The following is a 26113-nucleotide window of genomic DNA, read 5'->3' on the forward strand; positions in this document are numbered from 1 at the left end:
CGGTGCTATATCGTAGGGTGCATCCGTCTCTGACCCACCCTACGATATAGCTGTTAATTGTGCTCTGTGGCTTGGATCGATCGCACTACAGCAGCCGCAGCCCGATCGCCGATCGACTTCTCCTGATCGTACCCCAACACCAGCTCCCAAGCCTCCTGCGGGTATCTATCAACCAGCGGGATCGCCACTTCATCCAACATCCAGCGGCCGTGACGCTCGTCTTCTTTGATGTGCAGTTCCCAATAACCCATCGCAGCCTGCGAGAGGCCCAAACGCTGGGCGGCGGCTAGATAATTGCGGTAAGCGACGGGCCCCGCCACCTCAAAATAAGTGAGTCCGCCGTTGTAGCGCAGAAAATGGCGCTTGCGTTCGGTCAGCAGAAAGTTGTGATTAATGCTTGCGAGCACTTGCCAAGGCACTAAATCGAAGTACGCTTCTGGTTCTGTACTCATATCGAATTCAGCCAGCATTTGAGCAAAAAAGGTCGAGTGCTTGCGCGGGAGGCGACCGCCGCCGTATTCTTCCATCAGCACTCGGGTAAGGGTACACTGAATTTCGTTGCCGGCGCCGCCGAGGATGCGAGAAAGGCGGCTGGCTTCCACTAAACCGTCGAAAGAGGCGATCGCCAGCAGGTGTTTGTATCCCTCTTCAGTCATCTGTTCCCGCTGGTAGCGATCGAGCTCAGTTAGCGGAGGATCGACATCGGCGGCCGCGCGATCGCGCAGGGCTTGCTTGACATCCGCCAATTTTTGCAGCGCTGCAACGTCGATTTGCGCCAGTTCCCACTGCTGCCAAGGTTCCTCAATGCGATCGCGCACGGAACGCAAATAGTGCGAGCGTTCGTTGTTGTAGCGGCGCAAATCGTCGTACCAAAACAAGTTGAGGCGGTTGATACGGTAAAGCACGCGCTGCAAGAAGCGGTGAGCGGCCTCATCGCCTTTCGGTTCCTCATAAGCCGATCGAACAGCCACTGCGATCGCGCTTTCAAAATCGCTGACAAGTAACGGTTTTGCCGCCACCGTCTTGTCTAAATCCTCGACTTCTAGCAAATTGACAAATTGCCGATCGGCTGCTTCGTAATTTGGGGGTGGGGGTTGCTTTTTGGGAAGACTCGGCGAGTCGGAAGAAGGAAGTATCTCTAGGGTGTTTTGCATGGAATAAAGTTATGCTAACTCTAATTATTGTGCTGCCTGCCCAAACAGCCAACCGTTGCAGATTGCTGAGGATAATGGCTACTTTTCTTGAAGATAGCTAATCTGTCAGCACGATACACCTTTCTATTGATAGAGATTTGACAGAAATCAATTTTGTCACAACTGCCCCGATTCATTCCGAAAGCAGGGTGACTGAGGGAGACTTTATGAAGGTGTGCAAAGTAATTGGGGCTAATATCTGGGCATCTTTTGCAGCCGGCACTGCTTGCCGCCACGCTTTGATACCGCCTGAAAGGACAACAACATTCAGGCTAATATCCTTAATCTTATTAGTCTCATTTCCTCCAGATTCTTGGGAATACCGAGCGACTTTTTCCAACTGTTTGTATGCTTTAACCGATCGCCCTCCTCTGGCACAATAAAGTACAATTACGGGCTGAGTTCGCTCGGATTTAACCCTAGCTTTTACAATGGATTGAATCTGCTTGACACCGAACCCCATCTCAATATCAATTATGGGAACAAGGGGACTTTCACCGATGCGATCTTCCGCGTATTCTTCTGGCGATCGCACATCTATCAAAATCACTGGTTTCAACTTACCCTGCTGCAATTGGGCAACAGTTACTTGTTTCGTATTTAAACTGGCGATAAAAGTTAGAATATCCATGTGATGAAATAGGGCAACTGCACCCACAGAAGCAACACTCGTCAAGCCAAAACCTATAATTACTTGCAAAAGGCGAGAATAGCGATTAATACCTGGTTTTGCATTTTCATCTAGCATTTTTCATCATCCTTAAAAATGGAAATAATATTTGTCCGACATATCCAGCAGGTATAGAATCAGAGATTCCATATTTATGAGGCATTTTTTTCGCTGGCATATACATAGTGCCAAATAGCAAATCTAACAGTGGCAACTGAACAGCAAAGTTTTTGGTGTTGATTCCGGGAATTTTACTGTGATGCCAGTGATGAAATTGTGGGGTTGCTACAAACCATTTGAGAATGCCAAATTTTAATTTAATATTAGAATGAATTAAGAAAGCGATCGCTGCCGAATAAAGAGCATAAACCACCAAACTCTCCTTGGTAAATCCCAACCAGTAAAGAGGCATAATTTTGCAAATCTGAGTAAAGAGTTGCTCGCAGGGATGCACCCGCACTGCGGCTAACCAGTCCATGTGTTCAATGCTGTGATGGACTGCATGAAATTGCCAAAGCCAGGGTACTTCATGCAATAGTCTGTGAGCGAAATAATATGCCATATCGGAAACGATAACTGCTTCTGCCAACTGCAACCAGACAGGTTGAGAGGCTACTTTGCTTTGCAATTCCGGGTTGAGTAAATTAGTTATCAGCGACAAAATTACAGTCACAACAATAGCCCCGGATCTGCCAATAAAGTGACCTGTAAAAAAATAAGTGGCATCGGTTGCCCATCCGAGACGGAATATCTTTTGCTTGTGCAAGGATAAGATTCTTTCGAGGGGAATGAAGATGCAAGCTAAGACGATGAAGCCTTTGACAATTTCAGGTAACATGAGATTCTGATTAATGTCGATATTTACTTAAATACGTCGCTACTACCAGCAGCGCAGACAGGATTACCATTCTGAAGGATAGGAGCAGACGGTTGGGTATTTCCAGGAGAATTTGCTGCACACAGAATGGATACAGTAGTCAGCTCTTTGTTAGCTGCTTGGGAAACAGGTACTAAAAATACAGCCCCGACATAGCTAGTAAGATTATTGCTGCGGGCTACAGCATAACTAAACGCAGAATTTTTGGTAGATATGGTTGAATAGTTATAGTTGGTTGTCTGAGTTTTAATGCCGAGACCTAGGGCATTAACGGAATTGGAAAATGCGCCATCCTCGGCGTATATTGCTTGTTGACCTTTGTTCATTGCGCTAACATATTGTTTACCTTCTGATTGCTTCGCTTTCTTCGCGCCACCACAACCGACAACAGAAGGGAGGGCGAGCCCACCAACTATTATGCTGCCCAGAGGAAAGTAAATAAAAGTGATCCTCAGTAAGATTCCTACCCAAGATTTACTTTTTTTGTCAGGGGGAAGGTTTTTTTCTGAAGATGCCGCTTGTTTGTTAAGTGCATCGAGTTGAGGGTTTGTCTTAAGCTGCATGGTTGTTCTCGATACTGCTTGTTTGTTGAGTGCATCGAGTTGAGGATTTTTTTTAAGCTGCATGGTGGTTGTCCAAATGTGTTAGCAGAGTAGTTTTCAAGTGATTGACATACTCCCCAGCGTAAACACAGGGGGATTCTAGAGTCAAACAGCGAGTGCAGGCGTACCTTGTCTAATATCGCCTAATCGAACAGTCGATGCCAAGAAAAACAAGCAAGTTATTGTTAGCGTCGTTTTCATCCAGTCCATTGAGTGCGGTGGGGCTTGCAAACCTCGCCTACTGCGCCTTGCTTCTACTCTATTTTTATTAAATCACGTGGCTATTTGAGAACTTGAGTGAGTTTTAATCGACTTCTCATCGACTTTTCATTACTCCCTTCCCGGCAGAAAACGATCTACTTCTTCTCTCCCCCATTCCCCCCAAGGGGGCAGGGCGGTTTCATTTTTCGTAGGGCGGTGCCTCCGTGTCCGTGCCCTATCCCTGCAATGCCAATGGATCGCGTCGCTGGGGAGGGGTAGGCACTCTTGGCACTACCCCTACAAAATCCTGGTTTTTCTGATAATGAAACTGCCCTGGGGGTGGGGGGGTTCTTCCTTCGTGTCCTTAGCATCTTCGCGGTTCAATAATTCGATATTATTTGCCATTTAGCCGATCGCGAAAATACTCCTCATACAAATTGCATCTCGCACTGCAATAATTGCCCTCCTGTTTCACCAACCCCATACTGTTTAATTTAAACGCCACTTCTAGCCTTAATCGGACTGGCTTTGACACACTCGAAACCTCTCTCATCGCCTCGATTAATTCTGGATATTTTTCTAAATTCCACAAATGTCGGCGCAAATGGTCGCTGTAAATTCCTGCCTCGGTTGCCGCCGATTTCAGCAATTGATTTAAAGTCACATCTTGACGGGCAATGCGATACATAGCCAGCCGTACCAAGTAGGGATGTCCTCCCACTAGCGCCATCATTTCTGCCACTTCTGTAGCACTCCAATTGATTCCGTGTCGCGCTGCTAAGTCTTGCACTTGCTGCGAATTAAACTCAGGCAAATCAATGGGCAACCCCACATTAAACGGCGATTTATTCACATCCAGCGGGATGTAAACTTCTGTCGAATGCACCACAATTAAACGCAATTTTTTCCAAATATCTCGCCGTTTTGCTTCTTCGTGTAAAGCTCGCAATAACCCAAAAAAGTCGTCGGCAATTTCCGGCGATTCAAACAGGCGATCGCTCTCATCCAAGCCTAACGTCAGGGGTTTTGAGGATTCTGAAAGCAAATACTGTTCAAAATAAGCCTTGCAGCACTGATTGCTGCCAATCAAATCTGCCAATTCCCAACACTTGGGCAACTGCTCCAGCATTCCTAACTCTTGACCGATGCTCGCACAAAACCACTGCAAAAATGTATCTGAATTAGCGAATATTTTCCTATTGGCTAGCTGAAAACTCAGCGCTACTGTGCGAGAACCTTGCTGTTCTGCATGATGCAAAATCCTCGCCATCAAGGAAGTTTTGCCCATTTGTCTGGGTGCTTTTATGCGGATCAGCGCTCCCGGTTGGGCGATCGTCTCGTAACAGCGGGATTCTATCGGAGGGCGATCGATATAAAAACGAGAAGCTATTTCAACTTGTCCTCCCGGCAATTCTGGCGGCGCTGCTGGCAGGGGTTGAATTATTGACTGTTTGGTGCTAGTAATTACTTTCCATTCTACAGCCAATTCATGGTCGGCCGTTAACGATGTGCGACCTTCTTTGATAATGGTTAAAATTTGTGATAATAACTTAAATGAGTCGCCAACACCGCGCCACAGCCAGGGCTGAATTCCTGCTAAATAGCTCAGTAAATCAAAAGAAAGCGGTGTATTTAATTCAAGTAAAATCGGTAAAATTGCTGGTTTATGAGCAGTTAAATTGTGCAATTCTTTGGCTAGCTGCACTTGTTCCAATATCATTTCGCTAGCGGCAGATTCTTGGGAAATCAGCAACAGCAAATAATCGCAACGCTTTAAATATGAGGCTGAGTCGCTGCTGTTGTTAATAAAAAAGACTTCGTGCCCTCCCGCACTCAAAGCTTGGTGTAACTGCTGAGAAAGGGTGGTGTTTGAGGTCGATCCTCTTCGAGGGCTTCGCCAACGGGCGTTGGCGTTAGCGAAGCGATCCGAAGGAAAGCCCTCGAAGACGATCGCCACTTTTGCCCTCACCAGCACTACCTCCTCTGGCTCTGAATTCGCGTCAAAATCGGCTATATCGCGCCATTCCTGGCCCAACCCGCGACAAATTTCGATGAAATTTGCATAATCCACAGGTTTGCCATTCAGAAAATGGCTGACAGTAGATTGGGCCATCCCTAAATCCTCAGCCAGGATTTTCTGACTGGGGAAGCCATTTCTCAGGAGACAGGATTTAACTGCGCGAATGCACTCTTCGCGCACCCTTAGCGATCGTGGCATTGCTTATCACAATCGAGACACTGAAACCATCATAAATGCCAACCGCCCCTAAAGTCGATGAAAAGTCGATGAAAAGTCGATGAATTTTCAAATAACTCAGTCGCCAACTCAAATAGCTGCCTGATTAGATTAGAAATAACAAGGTTGAATCCCATCAAAACGAGGTAAAAGCATTGTGTATTCTATCCTAATTTGGTCGCTTGCCTCAGCAACTAATCAACCAGCTTTCGCCTTCACCCCGCCCCTATTCTGGCTGCTGCTCGGAGTTGTGCTTAGTGCGATGGAGCTATTAATCATCAAAACTCAGCCCCAAAAATACAGATTTTACCTGCTAATGATGGGAGCTTCGGCTTTAATTGAATCCTTTATTCTGTGGAGAGGATCGGTAGCATTTCAGTTTAGTTGGGCGAACATCATGTATGAAGATTTTGACTGGCAGATTTTCTACTGGATGGGGATAGCCCTGGCGCTGAGCATCTGGATTCGACCGATTTTCATTGTTCGCAAAAAGTTTGTCATTCCCGAAGCAACCGAAGCGACAACAATCTCCGAAATTTTCCCCGGAGAAACCGGAATGGTGATTTATGAAGGGGCTTCGTGGAAAGCTCGCAATGACGATTCCCAAGGGGCGATCGCACCCAGACAAAAAGTTTACGTTTTGCGCCGCGAAGGAAACACGCTGATTGTTATACCTCACAGATTAATTCACATCAGCGGCTAAATCTGAGTTGGCTCTTTTATGACTCGGCGATTCAAATCGCTTCTTGTCAAACAAAGTCCCTCTCTAAGAGACTCAGAAATCACTATCAACTGTCAACTGTCAACTATTTACCAGGAGATTCATTATGTATCAGTATTTTTTGATGGTGTTGTTTGCAATCACCGGAGTATCCTTAGCCAGCAGCGTAAAAATTGTCCGTCAAGGAGATGAGGCTTTAGTTGAAATTTTCGGAAAGTACGATCGCAAGAAACTCGAACCTGGTTTGACATTTCTGATTCCCTTTGTCGAAACAGTCGCCTATAAACAAACTCTGCGCGAGCAAATTTTAAACTTGCCACCGCAACCATGCATGACGCGCGATCGCCTTGCCATCACCGTTGAGTTTATTGTTTACTGGCGAATAATTGACTTAGAAAAAGCTTCCTACAAAGTGCAGAATCTCAAGGAAGCGATGTTAAATATGCTGATTCTTTCAATTCGGACTCACATTGCGACATTATCTATGGAGGAACTTTACACGGCTCGCCATGAAATCAATAATGCTTTAGTAGAGGAATTGGATACAGCGACCGATCCTTGGGGTGTGAAGTTTACAAGAGTGGAATTGCGCGATTTTGCGATCGGCAGTAAAGTGGTTCAGCCAACATCCATTGACCGGAAAGAAGTACAAAAGCTGCGAGCTTAGAGATTAGTATTCCCTCCTTTTACTCGTTACCAGGAAGGATCTTCCTGGTAACGCAGATCCAGAGGCTCTGCCTCGCCGAATTTAATTCGCCTTGTATATACCATTTAAGGAGACAAAACCATGACTAAAAATCAAGAATCAATAGTTCGCAATGCAGCTTCTCGCGGTTGCGGATGCTTATTACTTATAACCGGTATTGGAGTAATTAATGGGATAGCTCTGCCATTTTATCTAAATAATACCAATAGCAGCAAGCAGTCGGAAGAACAACAGTATGTTAGATCAATGAACAAAGCTCAGCAAGAAGATTTTGCCGAAAAAAGTGTTTTTTCCAGTTCTGTTAATGCTTTGGAACTTGGGATAAAAACGGAGACAACAAATTACAAGTATTCAGTTCGCGCCACAAAGCAAACTGCTTTTAATTATGGAGTCTCCAAGCAACCACAACTTAAGAGTTATGTCGGCGGTGTCTTTCTAGTTCCTGTTAAAGAAGTTGAGCCAAATGCTGCTAAAGATGGAATAACAACAATATCCATATTCTGCCAAGCTGATTCTCCCGGTACAATTAAACCAGCGGAACCCACCTATGAAAATGGTAAAATTGCTTGTGGGAAAGGCACAACACAAGTGCCAAAATAATCTAACTATACGCAATATAATGACAGTCGATTACAAGATAAAATCGGCCTTCAATTGAGATTTACCGGACTAAAGTCTTTACTACAAACAGAGAGGATACAATACCATGAGTCAACAAAATTATAAATCAGCTAGCCTTGCATCGAATGTTGGTGGATGCTTAGCGAGTTTAATGGTGATTGGAGTATTGGCTTCGCTAGTTGTGCCATCCTTTCAGGTTAAGCTTAGGAACAACAAGCAATGGGAACCCAGAATGTATATTAGCTTAATCAACAAACGTCAGCAGGCCTATTTTGCCGAAAAAAGTGTTTTTAGCACTTCTGTTAAGGCTTTAAGAATTCGCATTATTAAAACCGAGACAGAAAATTACAAATATTCCCACCATACAACAAAAAAAGCAACATTTAATTATGGAGTCTCAAAGCATAAAGATCTTAAAAGCTTTGTCGGTGGAGTTTTTGTAATTACTGCTACAAAAGTTGAGTTAAATCCTTCTAAAAATAAAATAACGACCACATCTATATTGTGCCGATCTGATTCTCCTGGTACAATTAAACCACCAGAACCCACCAATCAAAATGGTAAGATTGCTTGTGCTACAGGCACCATAGAACTGAGACAAACTTATGACTAGAGGCAATATAATGACAGTCGATTACCAATATCAAATCGGCGGCAGTCTCCCGCAAAATGCACCTACTTATGTAGTGCGACAAGCTGACTCAGAACTTTATCAAGCCCTCAAAGCCGGAGAGTTTTGTTACGTGCTCAATTCCCGACAAATGGGCAAATCCAGTTTGCTAGTGCGAACTGTACAAAAACTCTCGGCTGATGGCATTGCCTGTGCTACGATCGACCTTTCGGACATTGGCAACCAGCAAGTCTCTCTAGATAAGTGGTACGGCGGCGTCGCTTACAAGCTATTGTGCAGTTTCAACCTGTTTAACCCAGTCGAGTTTATGACTTGGTGGCGGGAGAGAGAGTTGATGCCGCCGGTGCAGCGCTTAGGAGAGTTAATTGAAGAGTTGCTGCTGGTCAAAATTTCTCAAAACCTGGTCATTTTTATTGATGAAATTGATAGCGTTCTGAGTTTCCAAGAACCGCTAGACGATTTCTTTGCATTAATTAGATGTTGCTACAATAAACGCGCTCACAATTCAGAATACCAGCGCATTACATTTGCTTTGCTGGGAGTAGCTACGCCATCGGATTTAATTAGCGATGCAACTCGCACGCCCTTTAATATCGGTTTAGCTATTGAATTGCACGGTTTTAAATTACAGGAAGCTCTGCCTTTAGCAAAGGGGTTTGAGGGAAAAGTAGACAATCCTCAAGAGGTTTTAAAAGAGATTTTGGACTGGACTGGAGGGCAGCCCTTTCTGACTCAAAAGCTTTGCAAGCTGATTCTGCACCATGTAAAAAGCTTAGCTTCGGCTTCTCTTATATCAGACTCAACGGATGAAAGCCAAACTGAAAATTTTACTACCAATCCATTATTAATTAGCGAGATAGTGCAATCTCATATTATTGATAATTGGGAATCGTCCGATGAACCAGTACACATCAAAACAATTCGCGATCGCCTTCTCAGAAGTCACCACCACGCCAGTAGGTTATTAGGACTATATCAAAAAATATTGCCACCCTGCGATCCCCCCCCACCCCCCTTAATCAGGGGCGAGAAAATGCCAGCATTACCCTTGTTAAAGGGGGGTGGGGGAATCTGGGCGGATGATACTCCCGAACAAACAGAATTGCGGCTGAGCGGATTAGTAGTAAAACGAGCCGGAAAATTAACCGTATCCAACCGCATTTACGCAGCTATATTCAGCCATGACTGGGTAGAAAAAGCGCTCGGCGACTTGCGCCCCTATGCTGAATCCCTAACAGCATGGATAGCTACAAATTGTCAAGACGAATCTCGCTTGTTGCGCGGTCAAGCACTGGAAGATGCCCGACAGTGGGCGGCAAATAAAAGCTTGAGCACCCAAGATTATCAATTTTTAGGTGCGAGTCAAGAAGCGGAATTTTCCAAATTGCGCGATCGCGAAAAACAAACCCAAACGGAAATTGAACAACTGCGCCGCGAAAAAAAGTTACTAGAGGAACTAAGCGAAGCACAAAAGCAGAAAAAAGCGATTGCAGTTAAACTTTGGCGCGAGCAACAACTGAGAGTGCAAACAGTTACAGGAGCCGCAGTCATCTTAATATCAATCCTGATAGTAGCTTTTTGGGTAAAACCGTCAATCGAAGAAAGAAACAACAAAATTCTCACTCTCAGTTTGCTATCAGAAACGCTATTTGCCGCAGATAAAAAAGAAGAAGCTTTGCTAGAAAGCATCAGAGCTGTTACAGAAATGAAACGATCGCTCGGAGTGAGTTCAGATATTCAGATGCGAGTGGCGATCGCCCTGGAACAGGCAGTTTACAACTTTCGGGAACGCCGCCGCTTGCAGAGTCAAGCGAGTACCCTCGCTTTCGTGAGTTTCAGTCCCGACAGTCAAACACTTGTGACTGCTACCGATGATAATTATATTAAGCTTTGGCAAACTAATGGAGCTTTGCAAGCAACCTTGACAGGGCATACTGATAAAATTAGGATGGCAATTTTCAGTCCTAGCGGTCAGATGCTTGTCTCGGCAAGCGACGACCAAACTGTCAAAATTTGGCAAAAAAATGGCGAATTGCTTCATAATTTAAAAGGACACAGCGGTCAAATAACAAGCGTCTCTTTTAGTCCCGATGGTAAAATTATTGCTTCAGCAAGTACCAATGGAACAGTTAAAATATGGAAAATAAACGGGGAAGAATTGTCAAGTTTAAAAGTGGAGCGAGGTTGGATAACCAGCGCCAGTTTTAGCCCAGACGGTCAGATAATTGCTGCGGCTGCCACTGATGGCACTGTTAAACTTTGGAGTTTGAGAAAGGTTGCGGAAAAAATGCAAAAACAGCAGTCAATTGAAGCCAGCACCGATATCAAATTGCTCCGAACTTTACAGATGGAAAGTGATAAAATTATGAGTGTAACTTTCAGTCCAGACGGAGCAATGCTGGCGGCTGCAAGTGCTGGGGGAACGGCGAGAATTTGGAGCAAAGACGGCACACCGCTAAGTATTTTAAAGCATACAAGTGGAGTGACAAATATCAGCTTTAGTCCCGACAGTCAAATGTTGCTCTCTGCAAGCACAGACAAAATGGTGAGGCTGTGGAATATTGACGGTAGGTTGCTCCAAACTTTAAAAGGTAACAAGGATGCTGTTTGGAGTGCGAGTTTTAGTCCAGACGGCAAGGCGATCGCTAGTGCTAGCGCTGACGGTACGGTGATGCTGTGGAATTTTAATCTTGACGATTTGTTGCTGCAGGGTTGCGATGGAGCCCGCAATTATTTTCAGACAAATCCGAGCGCAAATCACAACAATCGCCACCTCTGCGACGGGATTGGAACTAAGTCGGAACTCACGCAAAAAAAACCGGGTTAAGAGTCAAAATGTTGAGTTGGGCAGCAAACTATCTAGGCAGAAACTGGCTTTTTGACCAAGAATTTCTTGATGGTACAAGCCCCCGGATTTCTCCGTGGAATCAATCCAAAATCTAAAATCGAAAATCCTCAAGCCCCCGCATTTATCCGTGGGGTCAATCTAAAATCTAAAATCTAAAATCTAAAATCGATTGACCGCCCCTGCGTCTAGGGCTGATATGGTTAAAATTGGTAGCAGCTAATAGGTAATAGGTCAGCGAGATCGGTGTATTCAACTCTAGAACAAAAGTACCAGCGCCTGCAAAAAGACTTAAGAAACGGAGTCATCGCCCTTGGGGGCATTGTATGCACGGGTACTCTCTGGTATTGCCTGGTGGAAAAATGGTCTTTGCTAGATGCCGTTTACATGACAGTATTTACCCTAGCAACTGTCGGTTACGGTGAACTTCACCCCCTCGGCAAACGCGGGCGAATGTTTACCATAGGCCTGATTTTGATGGGCGTGATTGTGATAGGTTTCATCGTCAACCGCTTTACAGAAGCGCTGATTGAAGGATATTTTCAAGAAGGAGCAAGAATTAGGCAGCAGCGACGATTGGTAGATTCTTTGAGCGGGCATTACATTCTCTGCGGTTTTGGGCGCACTGGCCGCCAAATTGCCTTGGAATTTCAGGCCGAATATATCTCTTTTGTGGTGATAGATTCGGCGGTACACTCGGTTGAGGCTGCTTTGGCGCTGGGGTACACGGCTGTCCAAGGAGACGCGACTCTGGACGAAACTTTGGTGAATGTGGGGATCGATCGCGCAATTTGCATAGTAGCAGCTTTGCCTTCGGATGCCGAGAATTTATATACTGTCATGTCGGCGAAAACTCTGAATCCGAAGGTACGGGCGATCGCCCGCGCCACCACAGAAGAAGCTGTAAAGAAGTTGCAGCGGGGCGGCGCCGATGCCGTCGTATCCCCCTACATTACCGGGGGAAAGCGCATGGCGGCGGCGGCTTTGCGGCCTCAAGTTATGGATTTTTTAGACGGTGTTTTGACCGGGACTGATAGTTCTTTTTACATGGAAGAATTTCTGGTCGATCCCAATAGTTGTGTCTACGTCGGGCAAACTTTGAGAAATGCCAAGTTGCGATCGCAATCGGGGGCGTTGGTTTTAGCAGTGCGGCGCGCTGGCGGGAATTTGATTGTGGGGCCTACCGGAGAAACAGCGATCGAAGGAGGAGATATGCTGATTTGTTTGGGTACTGCGGAACAACTGCGAACTCTCAATCAAATCCTCAGTCCCCTGAGTTTTCGCCTCCCCCGGCCCCCGAACTAATACGATGTCAAGTTTCTAGTCAGGAATGCAAGTCCTCTCTCGATCAATGCTTCCCATAACAATTGACACTCGATGGCGTAAACGCACGGGGATTCTTTAACCTGGACTTCCCCCCTACAAATGTACTAACAGTCCTCAAACTTTTACTCCACAAAAAATACAACTGTTGAGCTAAAAATTTGTACCCATTTATAAGCAATAGCTGAGGCAGTATCTCGCGATCCTCTGTTGTAGATTCAATAGACATCTCCAAAATAGTAACAGTATGTGGTCAAAGAACATAAGAGACATTTTTTTACACAGAAACCAGGGTAAACGCATCTTGTCAATAACGAGGGGTTTTAGAGCAATAACTCGGCTTTATTGTTGTTTATTGAGAACAGTTTTTCCACCTGTAGCGCTTTTGTCTCTACTCAAACGCTATATATGGGAATTTAGAAATTAGATGCGTTTACCCTGACACAGAAACAGGAGCGACATTCTGAATCATATTGAATAGATCAGAAAGAAACACAGCGATTAATTGGTCTGGAATATGAACGGTTACAACAATTGCTTCCAGAAGTAATGCGGATTTTCACCCGTTACTGGAAAGAATAATCTTTAAGGGCGAGCGCTCTTAAATTATCAAAAACATCAGGCTTAATTCTCCACCCTATCACTTAAAAACTCCCGACTAAGGATGCTAAATATCGAATCTAATTAACGCGGCGGTGTTGGCGAGACTTGGGGGTATTATAGACATAATTTTAACGGTCTGTACTTACTGACTCAAGAATTGAGAGAATTGGTGGTATAATTCGCGCTCGCGGGCTTCTCTAACCTCAGAGAGAAGCAAGACCGATGCAGAAATACGTCCTAAGAGTTTTGCGATCGCCCCTAGCGTCAGGTAAGATTCTTGTTAATTATTGCGCTCCGCTCAGGAGAAAAAATTTATGGCAGATATGTCCGGTCAAGACCCCTCGGAAATTAAAATGGCGACGGTTGATGAACAAGAAAAAGGCGCAACGTTTAGCGGTACGGTCATCCTTGGTATCGATGTCGAGGGTGCTGGGGAAGTCCTTTTCTTCAGAGACTTTTTGATTGAAGATTATAAAGGCGAACTTACCGCTTATCTGGCAACAGATGGCAATATAACGAAAAGCATTGATTTAGGCGAAGTTAAGCATAAGAGCAGCAGCTTTAAGCTGCCAATTCCGCTGGGGACGGATACATCACCCTACAATACCGTCGTGCTGCGCGACGAAAAAAGCAAGAAAAAAGTTGTGACGATCAAGCTGTAAAATTTGCAATTTAGCTCGTAGTTCAGCCAAATTCGTTAGCGCAGCCCTCGAAGAGGATCGCCCTTTTTTTCCTGAAGTGCGATCGCCCTTAAATTAAGGTGCGTCACTTGCGATCGAAGGGCGAAGTTTTGCGATCGCTCGTAAAGTGACGCACTCTACTTTTTAAAACGGAATCGGATCGTAATCGGGATTTTCCGGCTCGTTAGGCGAACTCGAAGATCGATCGGACTCAGAATTTGAAGACTGATGCGAGTTCCAATCCGAACTAGACGTGCGGTTAGCGCCACCTGGAGCGCTGTTAGAACTGCGGCCTCGCGAACTCATGGGAACCACATTGCTCGGCACATTAGCCGGCGCGCTGTCGCGAATTTGAGCCGGTTCCGGGGCGGTTCTAGTAGGGGGAGCCGAACTCATTGCATCAGCCCCGACACTGTAAATCCTTTGAGCTGTCAGCTCAGCGCGCTTTTCTTTAATACCATCTCTTTCGATCGTATTCATGCTCAGCCGTCCCTCAATAATCACGCGATCGCCCTCGTGATATTTCTCGTGAATTTCTTGAGCAAAATTTCCCCATCCTATCACTTTCAAATGTTCGGGCGGATCTTCGGGTTTGGGGCCGGGAAACTGCACCAACATCTCAGCGATTTGAAGTTGATTGTCAGGAGTATAACGGAGTTGCGGTTGTTGAATTATTTCCGCCATCAAAATGCAGCTATTCATCTGTTATCTGTGCGTAATTGGGAATTGGATGTTGAAGGAAGAAGGAAGAAGGAAGAAGGAAGAAGGAAGAAGGAAGAAATAGCTATCCGTGTACCGATGACTTGTTCGTCTTGCTTTGGGGAATTGCCAATTGCCAATTGCCAATTGGTAATTGGTAATTACTGATTTTTATGCGCCCGATCGCTATTATTTGTCGCCGATGACGGATTACACGTTGTTACCAAATTTATCTTGGAGAACCGCCGCCTCGGCTTGACTGACAAAATCGTGAACGAGGGTGCGGTACTCCTTCAACGTTTCAGATACCCAATCTCGATCCTCACTGTTGGCGAAGATATGAACCGTCGGTTCACTAGCATCGGGTAAAACTAATACCCAATTGTCGTCGCTGTAGTTAAAAATCTTCACTCCATCTAATAATTCTAAACGATCGGGCGAATGAGTTTCTACTAAATGTCGCATCAGCGAACCCTTGATAGTCCAAGGACAGCGGACGCTGTAACTGCGGTGGGTGATGCGGGGAAGTTCCGCCTTGATCTGTCCGAGCGATCGCTCCTGAATCGTCATCATTTCTATCACTTTAGCAATGCAGAACATTCCGTCAAATCCGGGATGCAACTGCGGGAAAATAAAACCCATAAGGCCGCTGCCGCCCAAAACTACATTCGGGTTCCTGTTAGCGGCTTCCATCAAAGCAGTTGGGTTCGCCTTCGTGCGGATTACCTTGCTTTGATAGCGTCGGGCGATCGCCTCCACCGCAGAAGACGCATGAACCGGCACTACTACTGTACCTGTGGGATGAGAAGTCAGCATCAAATTTACCATCAGCGCCGTCAGCATTTCCCCGCGAATTGCTATCCCAGACTCATCTACCAAAATGAGCTGTTCGCCGTTAGCCGATACCTGCACTCCAAAATTAGCGCTGAGTGCTTTCACCACCCGGCCGAGTTGGTCGAGCAAATATTCCCGTTCTCCGTTGCTTAGAGAAGTCTGCTTGAGACTGGCATTGAGGACCACCGCATCGCAGCCGAACTTGGCAAGCATTTGGGGCAAAATGGCTCCAGAAACCGCGTAAACGTAATCGATTACCACCTTAGTATTGCTGTAGCGTATTGCCTCAACATTCATCTGCCGCTCAAAAATGCGGTTGTAAACATCGAGAGCTTGGTTAAAGTACGTCATCTCTCCAATTTCCGGAATTAGAGCTCGCCGCAAATCTTCCTTAAAATAAGCCCCCTCAATTTTTTTCTCAGCTCCTTTAGTAATATTGATGCCTTTGATATCGAAGAATTCAATTAAAATGTGGTCGGAGCGATCGGGAGAAATGCGAACGTGAATGCCGCCGGCAATTGATATCGTAGACGAAACCGTGCGCGCGATCGGAATTGCCGTCGATTCCAAATTGATCACATTTATTCCCACCGACATCAAACCCGCAATCAAAGACCTCGAAACCATCCGCGAAATGCTCCGCTGGTCGCGAGAAACCGATACCGCAGTCCCGGGTTTCAAAGTCGAGCCGTAAGCCGCGCCCAATTTCACCGCAAATTCCGGAGTAATATCCACATTTGCCAGTCCTTGAACCCCACGCTGACCGAACAAATTCCGCTTAGCTTGTTCTCCCCAAATTAAATTTTGATTTAACAGAGCGCCGGATTCAATATTTTTGCTCGGCCAGACGCGCACGCTTGGCCCCACTTGTCCTTCTTCTCCCACGATGGACATTGAACCGACGACAGCACCTTCGAGGACGTGAGCGCGCCTGTCTACGCGGGTGCTCCGGCAAATCACGCAGGCCCTAAGATGAGCGTCTTCACCGACAATTGCTCCGTTCCAGACGATGGGACGTTTGAGGTTGGCGTCCGCCCCTACTGTCACGTTATCTCCGATCACTGTACCGGCATCGATTTTAACTCGGGCTCCAATCCGGCAATTGTTGCCGACCATGGCCGGTACTTCGACGATCGCGCTATCGTCAATAAAAGTATTTTGACCTACCCAAAGTCCCGATCGAACTTCGTTGTAGTAGCTCAAATCCAGTTTGACCTTTCCCCGCAGCGCGTCGTACTGAGATTCCCGGTAAACATCTAGCTGGCCGACATCACACCAGTAACCCTCGGCGATGTACCCGTACATCGGCTCGTTTTTTTCCAGTAGCATGGGAAACAAGTCTTTCGAGAAGTCGCACTCCTGATTTGCCGGCAGGTAATCCAAGACCTCGGGTTCTAAAATGTAGGTACCCGTATTGACTGTATCGGAGAAAATTTCGCTGCTAGAAGGCTTTTCCAGAAAGCGACTGATGCGGTAATTTTCCTCGGTAATCACGACCCCGAATTCCATCGGGTTGGGAACGCGAGTTAAAATTAACGTGGCTTTGGATTGCTTGCTGCGGTGAAATTCGATCGCTGCGGTTAAGTCGAAGTCTGTGATGCTGTCGCCGCTGATGACCAGAAAAGTTTGATCGAGCAGTTCAGCAATATTTTTGACGCAACCAGCCGTACCCAGCGGTTGGTCTTCCTCCACAGCGTAAGTTATTTGAACGCCAAACTCTGCCCCGTCAGTAAAATATTCGCGCATGACATCGGGAAGGTAGTGCAGCGTCGCAATAATTTCCGTGATCTGATGCCTTTTTAGCAAATTAATAATGTGTTCTGCGATCGGGCGATTGAGAATCGGCACCATCGGTTTGGGCAAATCGCACGTCAGGGGTCTGAGCCTCGTTCCCGACCCACCAGCCATTAGCACTGCACGCATAAAATCCTCCTTGCTTAGAAAGCTCTCTACCGCCATTGTCCGCTAGAAAAAGTTTGCCTGCTGTAATTCGTCGACCACCAGCAATCAGTTCTTACTTAAATATCTTCGAGTAGTGACACGTCTGGGAAATCCCGTTCGGTCAGGCCGTCCCCCTACAGCAACCGATTTCAACCGAATTAGAACTGGTGGCATCGCACCCATCCCCCGGTCGAGCTCGGATTTGTAGGGGATGTTGGGTAATACCAGTTAAAAAAAAGAATGCAACTGTAGGCCCGTGCTCGAAACCCTTCTGTCATGAGTCATTCCGAATTCTTTAATTCTTCAATTCTTCAATCGTATAAGTCCTCAGAATCCTCGACTTTTGGCAGAAGTCCCTTCTTGCTTGCTCGGTGAAAGCTATTTTGGGGGTGTTATTTTTAAGTTTGTCGCCAGCGGGGATTTTGAAGTCTCTTTCTGAAGGTGGAATTACTACGGCTATCGGTGCGCCTTGGCGTCTGATAAATGATAGATTAATGGTAGCGCTTTGACTAGCTGACCCAAAATCCTATCCATTGCTTAGGGGTTTTTTAAATGAGTACGTTAATTAGCTTGGCATTGCTGATCGCTTACGGTGGCGGTATTTGGAAATTTTGGAATGGTTTCAATCGCACTAACTTCGACAGAAGTTTTACAAATCGCCTGAAGCTCTCGCTGCTCTGGCCCGCGTTAATTTTTAATAAGCCTTACCGCCAAAACTTTACAAAAGCTCTCAAAGCCTCTAAAAGGTAATTCAAGAATGTCTAAAAAGTCCGATCGCCCAGTAGCGGGTCAGGAGCAGACTTGGTTTGCTAAAGGAAAATCAGATAGCTGGCAAGTTTTACTGTCGCAAGTCGCTTCTCGATTCGATCGCGAATACCGGGGAGAAGCTTTCGCTTTACCCGAAGAAGTCGAAGCAATGCCGATTTTCCTAGAATCAGTTGCAGGAACTCTCCAAGCAAAAACAGTTTCTCCCTTCTGGAAAATTGCCAAACCTCAAAAAAATCAGCGCTGTTTAGACATTGGCTGCGGAGTCAGCTTTCTCATCTACCCTTGGCGGGATTGGGAGGCATATTTTTACGGTCAAGAAATCAGCAGCGCAGCGCGAGACGCCTTAAACGCTCGCGGCCCTCAGCTCAATTCTAAGCTGTTCAAAGGCGTAGAATGGGCTCCCGCTCACCAGTTAAATTACGAGGAGGCTCAGTTCGATTTATGCATCGCTACAGGCTTTAGCTGTTACTATCCCATAGACTATTGGAGTATTGTCATGGGAGAAGTAAAGCGGGTACTAAAACCGGGCGGTCATTTTGTTTTTGATGTCCTCAACCCCGATGCTCCTCTAGCAGAAGATTGGGCAATTTTGGAAACTTATCGAGCCGGCGAAGTATTTTTAGAGACAATTGAAGATTGGGAAAAAATGATTAAAGCTGCGGGCGCTAAGGTAGTAAAAAAGCAAAGCGGCGACTTATTTCAAATGTATAAAGTTCAATACACTTGAGAGGTTAAGGGGAATAGGTAGTTAGCTTTGCAGTCAAAACTTCAATCGTCCAAAGCCTGCTCGGGGGGACGAAAAACAACTTCATTCTTAGTGGATAAAGTAGGGTGCGTCAGCAAGTAGAAATTAGTTTGAGAAGCAACAAATATTCAAGCTGACGCACCCTACTAACTACTAACTCACAAGAGTCAAGCAAGCAGATTGGATATTACCCATTCCCCTACCGGATTGCCAATTACCGATGCCCAATTAATTTTCGGTAGCTGCAGGAGATGACGCTGCTTCCGGCGACGGCGACACTTCCGGGGCAGGAGATGGCGACACTTCGGCGGCAGGAGATGGCGACACTTCGGCGGCAGGAGATGGCGCAGCTTCCGGCGAGGGCGACACTTCCGGGGCAGGAGATGGTGCAGCTTCCGGCTGCGGGGACTCTTCGGCCGCAGGAGATGGCGCAGCTTCCGGCTGCGGAGACTCTTCGGCGGCAGGAGATGGCGCAGCTTCCGGCTGCGGGGACTCTTCGGCGGGTTGCCGTTGAGGAGAAGGCGACTGTTCCGCTGCTGGTTTCGGTTCAGGCGAGGGTGACGGTTGAGCCGCAGGCTTGGGTGCGGGCGACGACGGTTTGGCCCCTGGCTGCGGTTTGGTGGCCGGGGCCGGCGGCTTCTCAAACTGCGGTTTCACTTCAATAGGCGCTGGGGATGGCGGCTGGCCTGTTGGTCTGCTGGGCCATGTCGGGGTGGGCGCTGGCTGCTGGCCTGGTGGGTTGGGCCTGGTTGGGGTGAGAGGAATGCCACTGCAAACTTTTTCGTCGTACTTAAACTCGACAGCCAGTTGGTAAAGCTTGTGCGTGCTGGCTGCTTCAAATGTTAGAGAAGGGCTAATAATCGCAATTTTAGCCGCATTGTCGAGAATACCGTAACCCGTGGGGACGATCGGCTGAGGCTCGGCCTTGAGCAAGCCTTGAGGGCTGACAACTGCTCCAAAAACAGCTCTTCCTTGGAGTTTTTCCGAGCAAGCTGTTACGGGATAAGGGACAGGCACAGGAGTCGGGCCTGTCATTTCCAAGTCAGGATAAGCCTTTTTGAATTTCTCAAACAAAGCAACATAGGTATTTGCAGCCGCAAGCAGTGTCTCTCTGTCGGTGGGTAAGTTTGAACCCGGTTCGCCCGACTGTCCTAGCTGTCGCTGTCCCTCTTCAAATTGTTGTCTCCTGATTCTTTCTTCGGGAGTTTCTGCGATGAGATTCCTTTTATTGGGATCTTTTTGAGTCAATTTTGGTACTCCATCGGGTCCCACATTCCTGCCAATTGGGAATTCCGGGGTAAAGACTGGAGCTCCGTCTGGAAATAGTGGGAGTCCCCCTCTACTGGCTATGATCTTTTTGAGCGTCTCTGCCTCATCTTCGGAGGCCCCACCGGGAAGCTGGGGCGCTTCACTCAGCGATGGTGGCGGCGGGATATTGCGATCATCGAAATTACTAGGTAAGGGCGGGAAAATCAAACCGCTGGGAGGTACGGGTGGGATGATAGTCGGTGTTGTTGGCTGGGAGGGGGTTCTGACTGTTGGGGATGATGGAGTTTGGGGAGGTGGCGGGGCTGTTGCGGCCGTTAACGGCGGGAGAGAGGGATAAGGCAGAGGGGAAAAGAACCCAGGAGGGGGCATTCCCGGCGGCATGGCGGGCAAGTTGATGGTATCAGGTGGGGGGGGCAAGGGCGGGGCTAACTTTGGCGCGGGTCGAAGGGGAACTGGTGCGATCGAAAATGGCGTAAATCGCGTATTAGACGCGCGCGGTGGTACGGTTTGTGGCAGCCGGCCGGCTTCTGCGGGAGTTAGTTCTACCAAGCCGACAGAACCGGGAATATTTTTTGAGGAATTTCCACCATAAAGTACGCTTGAGAGCGTCGGGGCACTTACTCCGAGCACTCCGTGAAGGCTGACAGAAGCTAGGGCTGCCCACCAATAAGGCTGGCGCAGCGGTTCGGAAAGGGTGTTGGCTAGGGAGGAAGAGTCAGTCATGACTATGGGGAATGGGGAATTGGTAATTGGTAATTGAGAATTGATAATTGGAAGTTAATAGTTATTAATTGATATTTTTTTTGAGTGATTTTAAAAGAGGCTGTTGGAGAATTCAAAGGTATAATTTTAGCACGGTCGGTATCGAAATTGCCCGATCGACTTTTATTGAGATTTCGCGACCCTCACATCAAGCACTCAAGCGTAGAAACCCGGTTTTTTGCCTGCTTCCACGCTTGTATAGCAACCGCAAATAGGGTGAGGACGTTGTTAATTGCTCAAACCATTGTTTTTCTTGCCGAATGCCTTTGGCCAAATCCTATACACGGTTTCTCAGGTATTGTTGAGAATCGTCAGCGGGCGTCAGGCGGGCAGGACTGGCGCGATCTCAAAAACAGACTGCACCGCTGCTATACCGTCTTTTTCCGGGATCTGGAGGGCCACTAATTCATTAAACACGATCGATCCGTTCGATCGACCCCTGTTTCCAATTCGGTTACACAACCGGATTCATCCGTGGAAGTAATTATTCAATCGAAAATCGAAAATCCAAAATCCAAAATCGATGGATTCACCAGCGATAGCGGTAATTTTTAAAAGGAGCTCCCTCGATGGTGAGCAAGTCGATGGGATAAATTGGAGCGCCGCTTGCCATATATTGAAACATTTCTCGAACTTCCTCTCCCCGCAACGACAACTGGTCTAATTCCTTGAGAGAATACCAGCCCGCGCACAAAGTATGCTCATCCGGCTTACTCTTGGGCGGCGTCTTATCTTGTGGACGAGCCACAAAAATGACTCGGAGGCGCACATTACCCTTAGGCATCACTGTGTGCTCTACCCGGAGAATTCCCTCAATGATGATGGAAATGCCCGCTTCCTCAAGGGTATTACGCATAGCAGCTTCGAGCAAAGTCTCCCCTTTTTCCACTCGCCCTGCTGGGAGATACCACTGCTGCTCGTACTTGCGCTCTTGTACCAGTAGAAAACGGTCTTCTAAGTGAACGACAACTAGGGTAAAATACCATGTTTGAATCGGCTCGCGAGCCATAGAAGTAGATATTCCCTAAGCAAAAGGTTTAACCAGCGGCAGATGTTAGCAATCCAAAGGATGCTTCGGCAAGCGTCTTTGAACTTGAAAAACAGATCGTAGCACTCCGGCCGCAAAATCTAAAATCTAAAATCTAAAATCTAAAATTGACAATGCCATTACCAACCGTGATTTTACCAGGATATTTTGCTGCTGCTTCCGACTATCGCGAATTAGAAAAGTCTCTGGTCGATCGAGGTTTCCCAACAGTAACAGTTCCTCTGGGCAAGGGAGATTGGTTGCCAACTTTTGGCGGGCGGTCGATGGTGCCAATTTTGCGACAGCTCGATCGCACAGTCAAACAAATGTTACAGCAATACGGCGTTCCCCAGATCAATCTCGTCGGTCATTCCGCCGGCGGCTGGATTTCTCGCATCTATTTGGGCGAAAAGCCTTACACGATTCACGGCGACGTGCTTGAGGACGCGGGTTTGTGGGAAGCTCACCCTTATGTGAATACTTTAATCACTTTAGGCACGCCGCACGTCTCTCAAGAGCGGTGGACGCGCAAAAATCTAGATTTTGTCAAAATTCACTATCCGGGAGCTTTTCACCCGCAGGTGCGCTACGTGTGCGCTGCTGGGAAGGCTGTTTTTGGCAAGCGCGGTTTAGGGACTTGGCTGGCTTATAAAAGTTACGAGTTGACTGTGGGGAAAGGTGAAACTTGGGGAGATGGAATTACGCCGGTGGAAGCTGCTGTTTTGGACGGGGCCGAAAATCTGGTGTTGGAGGGGGTTTGGCATTCGCCTCGTTCTCCGGGGAAGTGGTACGGTTCGCCGGAGGTTTTGCCGACTTGGATTGAATATTTGCGTTAGAAACGAACCGCGAAGACGCGAAGGACGCGAAGGAAGAAGCAGAAGGTTTAAGGGAAGGATTGAGTTAAATATTTATATTAGGAGCGAGTTTAGTGCGGCAAAACTCGCCCCCGCGATGCTATGTTTGCTTAAATTTTTATCGCTAACTGAATAGATTGAAAAATATTTTATGTGGCATTATCGGTAAGATTCCGAAGTCACGGCGAACCACACAATCAAATTAGAGGTTGGCTGGGTGGAATTGGGCGAGAATGCTACTGTGCGCTTGGACGCAGATAACGAATTTCAGCCGGATGCTTTGTGGAGAATTGATGCGGGAGGTCGATCGCAAATTAGGGATGATGATTATGTGCGATCGCACTCCGTAGAATCATCGCCGTATGTGGTATTGGGTGCGAGGGGCGATCGCTCTTTTTTTACTCAGGCCTCGCTATCCGTACAATCATCGGATTGTTTGGTATTGGGTGTGAGGGGCGATCGCTCTTTATGGGTGATGGGGCGATCGCTATTAGGGCAATCATCGCATTGGAATGGTAGAAATGGGTAAGATTCTGAGTGGAAAAAGAGGTTGGGTTTCATTGCATCAACCCAACCTACCAGCTCATAAATCAATCCTGCCTCGGTGATTTGTTCTTCGGCAATGTTGTTTGCTGTTCTCTTGCTGCCTCATCTTCCGGTTGATATATGCTCGATTTACCTGATGCGGTTAATCCCAGAAGTCCACCCAGTACCAATGCTGCTATTTCAAAATACTTTGAGCAAACAGGATTGTCTCTAAAAATGATTTGGGGTTGAGTTGCAGCAGGTCTTGAAGTAGCTGGGGGGTATTCTACTTGCACTACACAAATTTTATCACTCTTGAGAGTTATCGCAAGAGCACCAATAATCACAACCAAAGCAATAATAGGACGCATCCCATTATGATCTAAGAACTTAATCAGCCCGTTCATATCTTTACACCATGCCCTAATACTCAATATGCGACTTAATACACTATTACAGGGGTTAAACGTAAACGACAAGCGTTTAATCCCTCAATTTACTTTTTAATGTTTCTCGTATGGTTCTTAGAAATCAGGATAGTTTTTATAAAAAAAAGTTCAATTTTCTTCACAATTTGCAAAATTTTTACTCGGTTTAAATTTATTTTGTACAGTGTTGTACAATTTTGTTAAAAAGTGCTTTAATATACAAAATTCTCACATCTTGCTAGCCAGAGGAATCTTAAAGAAGTGTTAACCCTCCCCGGCCGAGCGCATAGTTTTCGAGAAAACAGGTCAGCACCTTGACGATTTACAAGCAGTGGTACTGCGGGGAACTCTACAACGCGAGACATACAAAGAAATAGCGACAGACTTTGACTGTTCTGAAAGCCACATCAGGGAAATCAGCTCGGAATTATGGCAGATACTTTCAGAGGAGTTAGGGGAAGATGTCAGTAAAACAAATTTTCGCTCCACAATGGAGAGGTTCCAAGTCTCTCATTCTTTAAACTTTGCACAAGATGTTGTAGCCATCGGTAATTTCAACATCTGTGGAGAAGCTAGACACCCGCTAAATAGACCAAACTCACACCCACCCAATCAAGAAACATCTAACTCAAAACCAACTAAAACTCTATATCAAGATTTAAACGAAATGCCGGAGTTAGGCGATTTCTACTCGCGCACTCCCGAACTCCATACCCTCACCGGCATTAGCGGTATCGGCAAAACCACCCTAGCAGTACAACTCGTACAACAAATCAAAGACGAGTTTGAGTACGCAGTTTGGTACACACTAGACGAATTCCCCACCATAGAAAAATTTCAATCTAACCTAATACAGCTTTTTTCAAATTCAGAAAAACAAGATTCATCCCCAACCAACCAGAAACGCTTACCGCTGATTAAGTATTTACAAAACCATCGCTGTTTAATAATCTTAGATGACGTTCACAACCTTTTCTGTAGCGGCGAACTGGCAGGAAAATATAAACCAGAATACGAAGACTATCGCTCTTTATTCAAACAAATAGAAAAATTATCCCATCAAAGCTGCTTGATGTTAATCGGTTGGGAACAACCCAGAGAAGTTACTCAAGTTAAAAGCCAAAATACTGCCCTTCGTACCTTACAAATCAAAGGTTTAGACATCGCCGCCGCACGGGAAATACTCAGAGATTATGGGTTAGAAGAAAGCGACAACAGTGAAGCACTCATTCATCGCTACCAAGGCAACCCCCTATGGTTAAAAAGCGTGGCGACTCTGATTCAAGACTTGGGAGGAGGCTTGACAGAGCTATTACCAAATGATACGCTATTGTTGCCGGAAGATTTGAAAGATGTTTTACAGCAGCAGTTCGATCGCCTATGCGAACTGGAAAAACAAGTCATCTCCTTGTTAGCGAAAGAAAGCCAGCCAATCAACCGGGCAAAATTGCTAGAAAATGACCGAATTCCGGCTTCAGATTTGCTAAATGCGCTGCAATCTCTATCGCGGCGCTGCTTGATAGAACAACAAGCAAATTTTTACACCATTTCACCTGTACTGAGGCAATATGCGATCGCCCATACAGTGTAATTTATACAACCATTGCTTACATTGTCGCGCTTCACCCCAATTACTAGAAGTGGCAATGGGCGATCGGATAAATAGGGCGATCGGTTCGATAGAATGATCGGTAGTCGCAATTCCATTGTTTGTCATGACGCTGAAAGAATTAGAGCCTCAACTCCTGGCACTCTCTGACGACGAAAAAGCTCAAGTCGTTCAACTCCTCACTCAAGGCAAAATCACTCCTTGGCGTGGTATTGAAAAAACGCCTGATGTCTGTGGCGGGAGTGCTTGCATTGCTGGAACTCGCATCACCGTTTGGGGACTTGTAGAAGCTCGTCGTATGGGTTATAGCGAAGCAGACTTACTCACAAGCTATCGATTACTCTCTGCTACTGATATTGCTAACGCTTGGGCCTATGCTGAAGCTTTCTCCGATGAAATTGAAACACAAATTCGGGAAAACGATGAAGTGATGGACGAGGATTTGTAGCCGATGGCACGTCTTTATGCCGATGAGCAATACCCTTATCCTGTTGTAGAATTACTGAGAGCTTTAGGACACGATGTTTTGACTGTCCAAGAAGCAGGTAGAGCGAATCAGAAAATTCCTGACCCGGATGTTTTAGCTTTTGCTAACCGAATCAACGCGGCTATTACAGCAGAAGAATCGGGTGCATCTCACTTTTGCAAATATATGAAAAAAGCGCCAAAATGAAAAAGCTAGTAAAACTGTGAAAAAAGATGAGGGAAAAAAATGACACCCGAAGACCAAAAGCGCCTAAAAG

The 26113-nt window shown here is 46.4% G+C and carries 25 protein-coding genes; 15 read left to right on the top strand and 10 right to left on the bottom strand.

What is annotated here, in order from left to right:
* Positions 1–53: 53 nt before the first annotated feature.
* The 5 genes from QUA47_RS06350 to QUA47_RS06370 form a co-directional block, all read right to left on the bottom strand.
* Positions 54–1154: an iron-containing redox enzyme family protein gene (locus tag QUA47_RS06350; protein WP_333430109.1), complete on the bottom strand. Its 1101-nt coding sequence runs from the start codon at positions 1152–1154 to the stop codon at positions 54–56.
* Between the two features lie 172 nt (positions 1155–1326).
* Positions 1327–1941 (bottom strand): rhodanese-like domain-containing protein, encoded by a 615-nt coding sequence (locus tag QUA47_RS06355; protein WP_333430110.1) that lies wholly within the window; start codon positions 1939–1941, stop codon positions 1327–1329.
* Positions 1931–2701, bottom strand: coding sequence for a sterol desaturase family protein (locus QUA47_RS06360; protein ID WP_333430111.1), 771 nt, complete (start codon positions 2699–2701; stop codon positions 1931–1933). Before QUA47_RS06360 ends, QUA47_RS06355 begins: the two co-directional genes overlap by 11 nt.
* Before the next feature lie 23 nt (positions 2702–2724).
* On the bottom strand, positions 2725–3366 hold the full coding sequence (locus QUA47_RS06365; protein ID WP_333430112.1) for a type IV pilin-like G/H family protein: 642 nt from the start codon (positions 3364–3366) through the stop codon (positions 2725–2727).
* A 571-nt stretch (positions 3367–3937) separates the two neighbouring features.
* Positions 3938–5761, bottom strand: coding sequence for an AAA-like domain-containing protein (locus QUA47_RS06370; protein ID WP_333430113.1), 1824 nt, complete (start codon positions 5759–5761; stop codon positions 3938–3940).
* Positions 5762–5936: 175 nt separating this feature from the next.
* Here QUA47_RS06370 and QUA47_RS06375 point away from each other — a divergent pair, with 175 nt between their 5' ends.
* From QUA47_RS06375 to QUA47_RS06405, 7 genes are all read left to right on the top strand, one after another.
* Positions 5937–6482, top strand: coding sequence for an NfeD family protein (locus QUA47_RS06375; protein WP_333430114.1), 546 nt, complete (start codon positions 5937–5939; stop codon positions 6480–6482).
* Between the two features lie 124 nt (positions 6483–6606).
* On the top strand, positions 6607–7167 hold the full coding sequence (locus QUA47_RS06380) for a paraslipin (RefSeq protein ID WP_006633489.1): 561 nt from the start codon (positions 6607–6609) through the stop codon (positions 7165–7167).
* Positions 7168–7287: 120 nt separating this feature from the next.
* Positions 7288–7806 (top strand): type IV pilin-like G/H family protein, encoded by a 519-nt coding sequence (locus QUA47_RS06385; protein WP_333402123.1) that lies wholly within the window; start codon positions 7288–7290, stop codon positions 7804–7806.
* Between the two features lie 106 nt (positions 7807–7912).
* Positions 7913–8440: a type IV pilin-like G/H family protein gene (locus QUA47_RS06390; RefSeq protein WP_333430115.1), complete on the top strand. Its 528-nt coding sequence runs from the start codon at positions 7913–7915 to the stop codon at positions 8438–8440.
* A gap of 10 nt (positions 8441–8450) precedes the next feature.
* Positions 8451–11285 carry an AAA-like domain-containing protein gene (locus tag QUA47_RS06395; RefSeq protein WP_333430116.1) on the top strand — a complete coding sequence of 945 codons (2835 nt, stop codon included), beginning with the start codon at positions 8451–8453 and terminating at the stop codon, positions 11283–11285.
* Positions 11286–11549: 264 nt separating this feature from the next.
* Complete coding sequence (locus QUA47_RS06400; protein ID WP_333430117.1) at positions 11550–12608, top strand: potassium channel protein; 1059 nt, start codon at positions 11550–11552, stop codon at positions 12606–12608.
* A 935-nt stretch (positions 12609–13543) separates the two neighbouring features.
* On the top strand, positions 13544–13891 hold the full coding sequence (locus QUA47_RS06405; RefSeq protein WP_333402120.1) for a hypothetical protein: 348 nt from the start codon (positions 13544–13546) through the stop codon (positions 13889–13891).
* Positions 13892–14053: 162 nt separating this feature from the next.
* On the opposite strand, the gene QUA47_RS06410 is transcribed toward QUA47_RS06405, so the two are convergent.
* On the bottom strand, positions 14054–14611 hold the full coding sequence (locus QUA47_RS06410) for a single-stranded DNA-binding protein (protein ID WP_333284010.1): 558 nt from the start codon (positions 14609–14611) through the stop codon (positions 14054–14056).
* A gap of 9 nt (positions 14612–14620) precedes the next feature.
* On the opposite strand from QUA47_RS06410, the gene QUA47_RS06415 reads away from it, so the two are divergent.
* Positions 14621–14776 (top strand): hypothetical protein, encoded by a 156-nt coding sequence (locus tag QUA47_RS06415; RefSeq protein ID WP_190736389.1) that lies wholly within the window; start codon positions 14621–14623, stop codon positions 14774–14776.
* Between the two features lie 42 nt (positions 14777–14818).
* Here QUA47_RS06415 and QUA47_RS06420 read toward each other — a convergent pair whose 3' ends face one another.
* Positions 14819–17365: a mannose-1-phosphate guanyltransferase gene (locus QUA47_RS06420; RefSeq protein ID WP_333430118.1), complete on the bottom strand. Its 2547-nt coding sequence runs from the start codon at positions 17363–17365 to the stop codon at positions 14819–14821.
* 570 nt (positions 17366–17935) lie between these two features.
* On the opposite strand from QUA47_RS06420, the gene QUA47_RS06425 reads away from it, so the two are divergent.
* Positions 17936–18133 carry a hypothetical protein gene (locus QUA47_RS06425; RefSeq protein ID WP_333143062.1) on the top strand — a complete coding sequence of 66 codons (198 nt, stop codon included), beginning with the start codon at positions 17936–17938 and terminating at the stop codon, positions 18131–18133.
* A 7-nt stretch (positions 18134–18140) separates the two neighbouring features.
* Positions 18141–18878 carry a class I SAM-dependent methyltransferase gene (locus tag QUA47_RS06430; RefSeq protein ID WP_333430119.1) on the top strand — a complete coding sequence of 246 codons (738 nt, stop codon included), beginning with the start codon at positions 18141–18143 and terminating at the stop codon, positions 18876–18878.
* A 246-nt stretch (positions 18879–19124) separates the two neighbouring features.
* Here QUA47_RS06430 and QUA47_RS06435 read toward each other — a convergent pair whose 3' ends face one another.
* Together QUA47_RS06435 and QUA47_RS06440 are read right to left on the bottom strand one after the other, a co-directional pair.
* Positions 19125–20888, bottom strand: a complete 1764-nt coding sequence (locus QUA47_RS06435) for a hypothetical protein (protein ID WP_333430120.1) — start codon at positions 20886–20888, stop codon at positions 19125–19127.
* A gap of 568 nt (positions 20889–21456) precedes the next feature.
* Positions 21457–21936 (bottom strand): NUDIX domain-containing protein, encoded by a 480-nt coding sequence (locus tag QUA47_RS06440; RefSeq protein WP_190662957.1) that lies wholly within the window; start codon positions 21934–21936, stop codon positions 21457–21459.
* A gap of 152 nt (positions 21937–22088) precedes the next feature.
* Here QUA47_RS06440 and QUA47_RS06445 point away from each other — a divergent pair, with 152 nt between their 5' ends.
* Positions 22089–22790, top strand: coding sequence for an alpha/beta fold hydrolase (locus QUA47_RS06445; protein WP_333284003.1), 702 nt, complete (start codon positions 22089–22091; stop codon positions 22788–22790).
* A gap of 235 nt (positions 22791–23025) precedes the next feature.
* Positions 23026–23337, top strand: a complete 312-nt coding sequence (locus QUA47_RS06450) for a hypothetical protein (RefSeq protein ID WP_333284002.1) — start codon at positions 23026–23028, stop codon at positions 23335–23337.
* A gap of 61 nt (positions 23338–23398) precedes the next feature.
* On the opposite strand, the gene QUA47_RS06455 is transcribed toward QUA47_RS06450, so the two are convergent.
* Positions 23399–23740, bottom strand: coding sequence for a hypothetical protein (locus QUA47_RS06455; RefSeq protein ID WP_333430121.1), 342 nt, complete (start codon positions 23738–23740; stop codon positions 23399–23401).
* A 352-nt stretch (positions 23741–24092) separates the two neighbouring features.
* Between QUA47_RS06455 and QUA47_RS06460 the strand changes: the two genes are divergently transcribed.
* From QUA47_RS06460 to QUA47_RS30935, 3 genes are all read left to right on the top strand, one after another.
* Positions 24093–25352, top strand: a complete 1260-nt coding sequence (locus QUA47_RS06460; protein WP_333430122.1) for an NB-ARC domain-containing protein — start codon at positions 24093–24095, stop codon at positions 25350–25352.
* A 124-nt stretch (positions 25353–25476) separates the two neighbouring features.
* Entirely contained in the window at positions 25477–25818 is a 342-nt protein-coding gene (locus QUA47_RS06465) for a DUF433 domain-containing protein (RefSeq protein ID WP_333430123.1), read from the top strand.
* Positions 25819–25821: 3 nt separating this feature from the next.
* Positions 25822–26043: a DUF5615 family PIN-like protein gene (locus QUA47_RS30935; RefSeq protein WP_445302487.1), complete on the top strand. Its 222-nt coding sequence runs from the start codon at positions 25822–25824 to the stop codon at positions 26041–26043.
* The last annotated feature ends 70 nt before the right edge of the window (positions 26044–26113 follow it).

This window comes from Microcoleus sp. MON2_D5, assembly GCF_036701905.1.
GTDB lineage: Bacteria > Cyanobacteriota > Cyanobacteriia > Cyanobacteriales > Microcoleaceae > Microcoleus.

Excerpts from the sequence above, each read along its gene's own strand:
- QUA47_RS06350 (WP_333430109.1), bottom strand. The coding sequence starts at position 1,154 with ATGCAAAACACCCTAGAGATACTTCCTTCTTCCGACTCGCCGAGTCTT.
- QUA47_RS06355 (WP_333430110.1), bottom strand. The coding sequence starts at position 1,941 with ATGCTAGATGAAAATGCAAAACCAGGTATTAATCGCTATTCTCGCCTT.
- QUA47_RS06360 (WP_333430111.1), bottom strand. The coding sequence starts at position 2,701 with ATGTTACCTGAAATTGTCAAAGGCTTCATCGTCTTAGCTTGCATCTTC.
- QUA47_RS06365 (WP_333430112.1), bottom strand. The coding sequence starts at position 3,366 with ATGCAGCTTAAAAAAAATCCTCAACTCGATGCACTCAACAAACAAGCA.
- QUA47_RS06370 (WP_333430113.1), bottom strand. The coding sequence starts at position 5,761 with ATGCCACGATCGCTAAGGGTGCGCGAAGAGTGCATTCGCGCAGTTAAA.
- QUA47_RS06380 (WP_006633489.1), top strand. The coding sequence starts at position 6,607 with ATGTATCAGTATTTTTTGATGGTGTTGTTTGCAATCACCGGAGTATCC.
- QUA47_RS06385 (WP_333402123.1), top strand. The coding sequence starts at position 7,288 with ATGACTAAAAATCAAGAATCAATAGTTCGCAATGCAGCTTCTCGCGGT.
- QUA47_RS06390 (WP_333430115.1), top strand. The coding sequence starts at position 7,913 with ATGAGTCAACAAAATTATAAATCAGCTAGCCTTGCATCGAATGTTGGT.
- QUA47_RS06395 (WP_333430116.1), top strand. The coding sequence starts at position 8,451 with ATGACAGTCGATTACCAATATCAAATCGGCGGCAGTCTCCCGCAAAAT.
- QUA47_RS06405 (WP_333402120.1), top strand. The coding sequence starts at position 13,544 with ATGGCAGATATGTCCGGTCAAGACCCCTCGGAAATTAAAATGGCGACG.
- QUA47_RS06410 (WP_333284010.1), bottom strand. The coding sequence starts at position 14,611 with ATGAATAGCTGCATTTTGATGGCGGAAATAATTCAACAACCGCAACTC.
- QUA47_RS06420 (WP_333430118.1), bottom strand. The coding sequence starts at position 17,365 with ATGCGTGCAGTGCTAATGGCTGGTGGGTCGGGAACGAGGCTCAGACCC.
- QUA47_RS06425 (WP_333143062.1), top strand. The coding sequence starts at position 17,936 with ATGAGTACGTTAATTAGCTTGGCATTGCTGATCGCTTACGGTGGCGGT.
- QUA47_RS06430 (WP_333430119.1), top strand. The coding sequence starts at position 18,141 with ATGTCTAAAAAGTCCGATCGCCCAGTAGCGGGTCAGGAGCAGACTTGG.
- QUA47_RS06435 (WP_333430120.1), bottom strand. The coding sequence starts at position 20,888 with ATGACTGACTCTTCCTCCCTAGCCAACACCCTTTCCGAACCGCTGCGC.
- QUA47_RS06440 (WP_190662957.1), bottom strand. The coding sequence starts at position 21,936 with ATGGCTCGCGAGCCGATTCAAACATGGTATTTTACCCTAGTTGTCGTT.
- QUA47_RS06445 (WP_333284003.1), top strand. The coding sequence starts at position 22,089 with ATGCCATTACCAACCGTGATTTTACCAGGATATTTTGCTGCTGCTTCC.
- QUA47_RS06455 (WP_333430121.1), bottom strand. The coding sequence starts at position 23,740 with ATGAACGGGCTGATTAAGTTCTTAGATCATAATGGGATGCGTCCTATT.
- QUA47_RS06465 (WP_333430123.1), top strand. The coding sequence starts at position 25,477 with ATGACGCTGAAAGAATTAGAGCCTCAACTCCTGGCACTCTCTGACGAC.
- QUA47_RS30935 (WP_445302487.1), top strand. The coding sequence starts at position 25,822 with ATGGCACGTCTTTATGCCGATGAGCAATACCCTTATCCTGTTGTAGAA.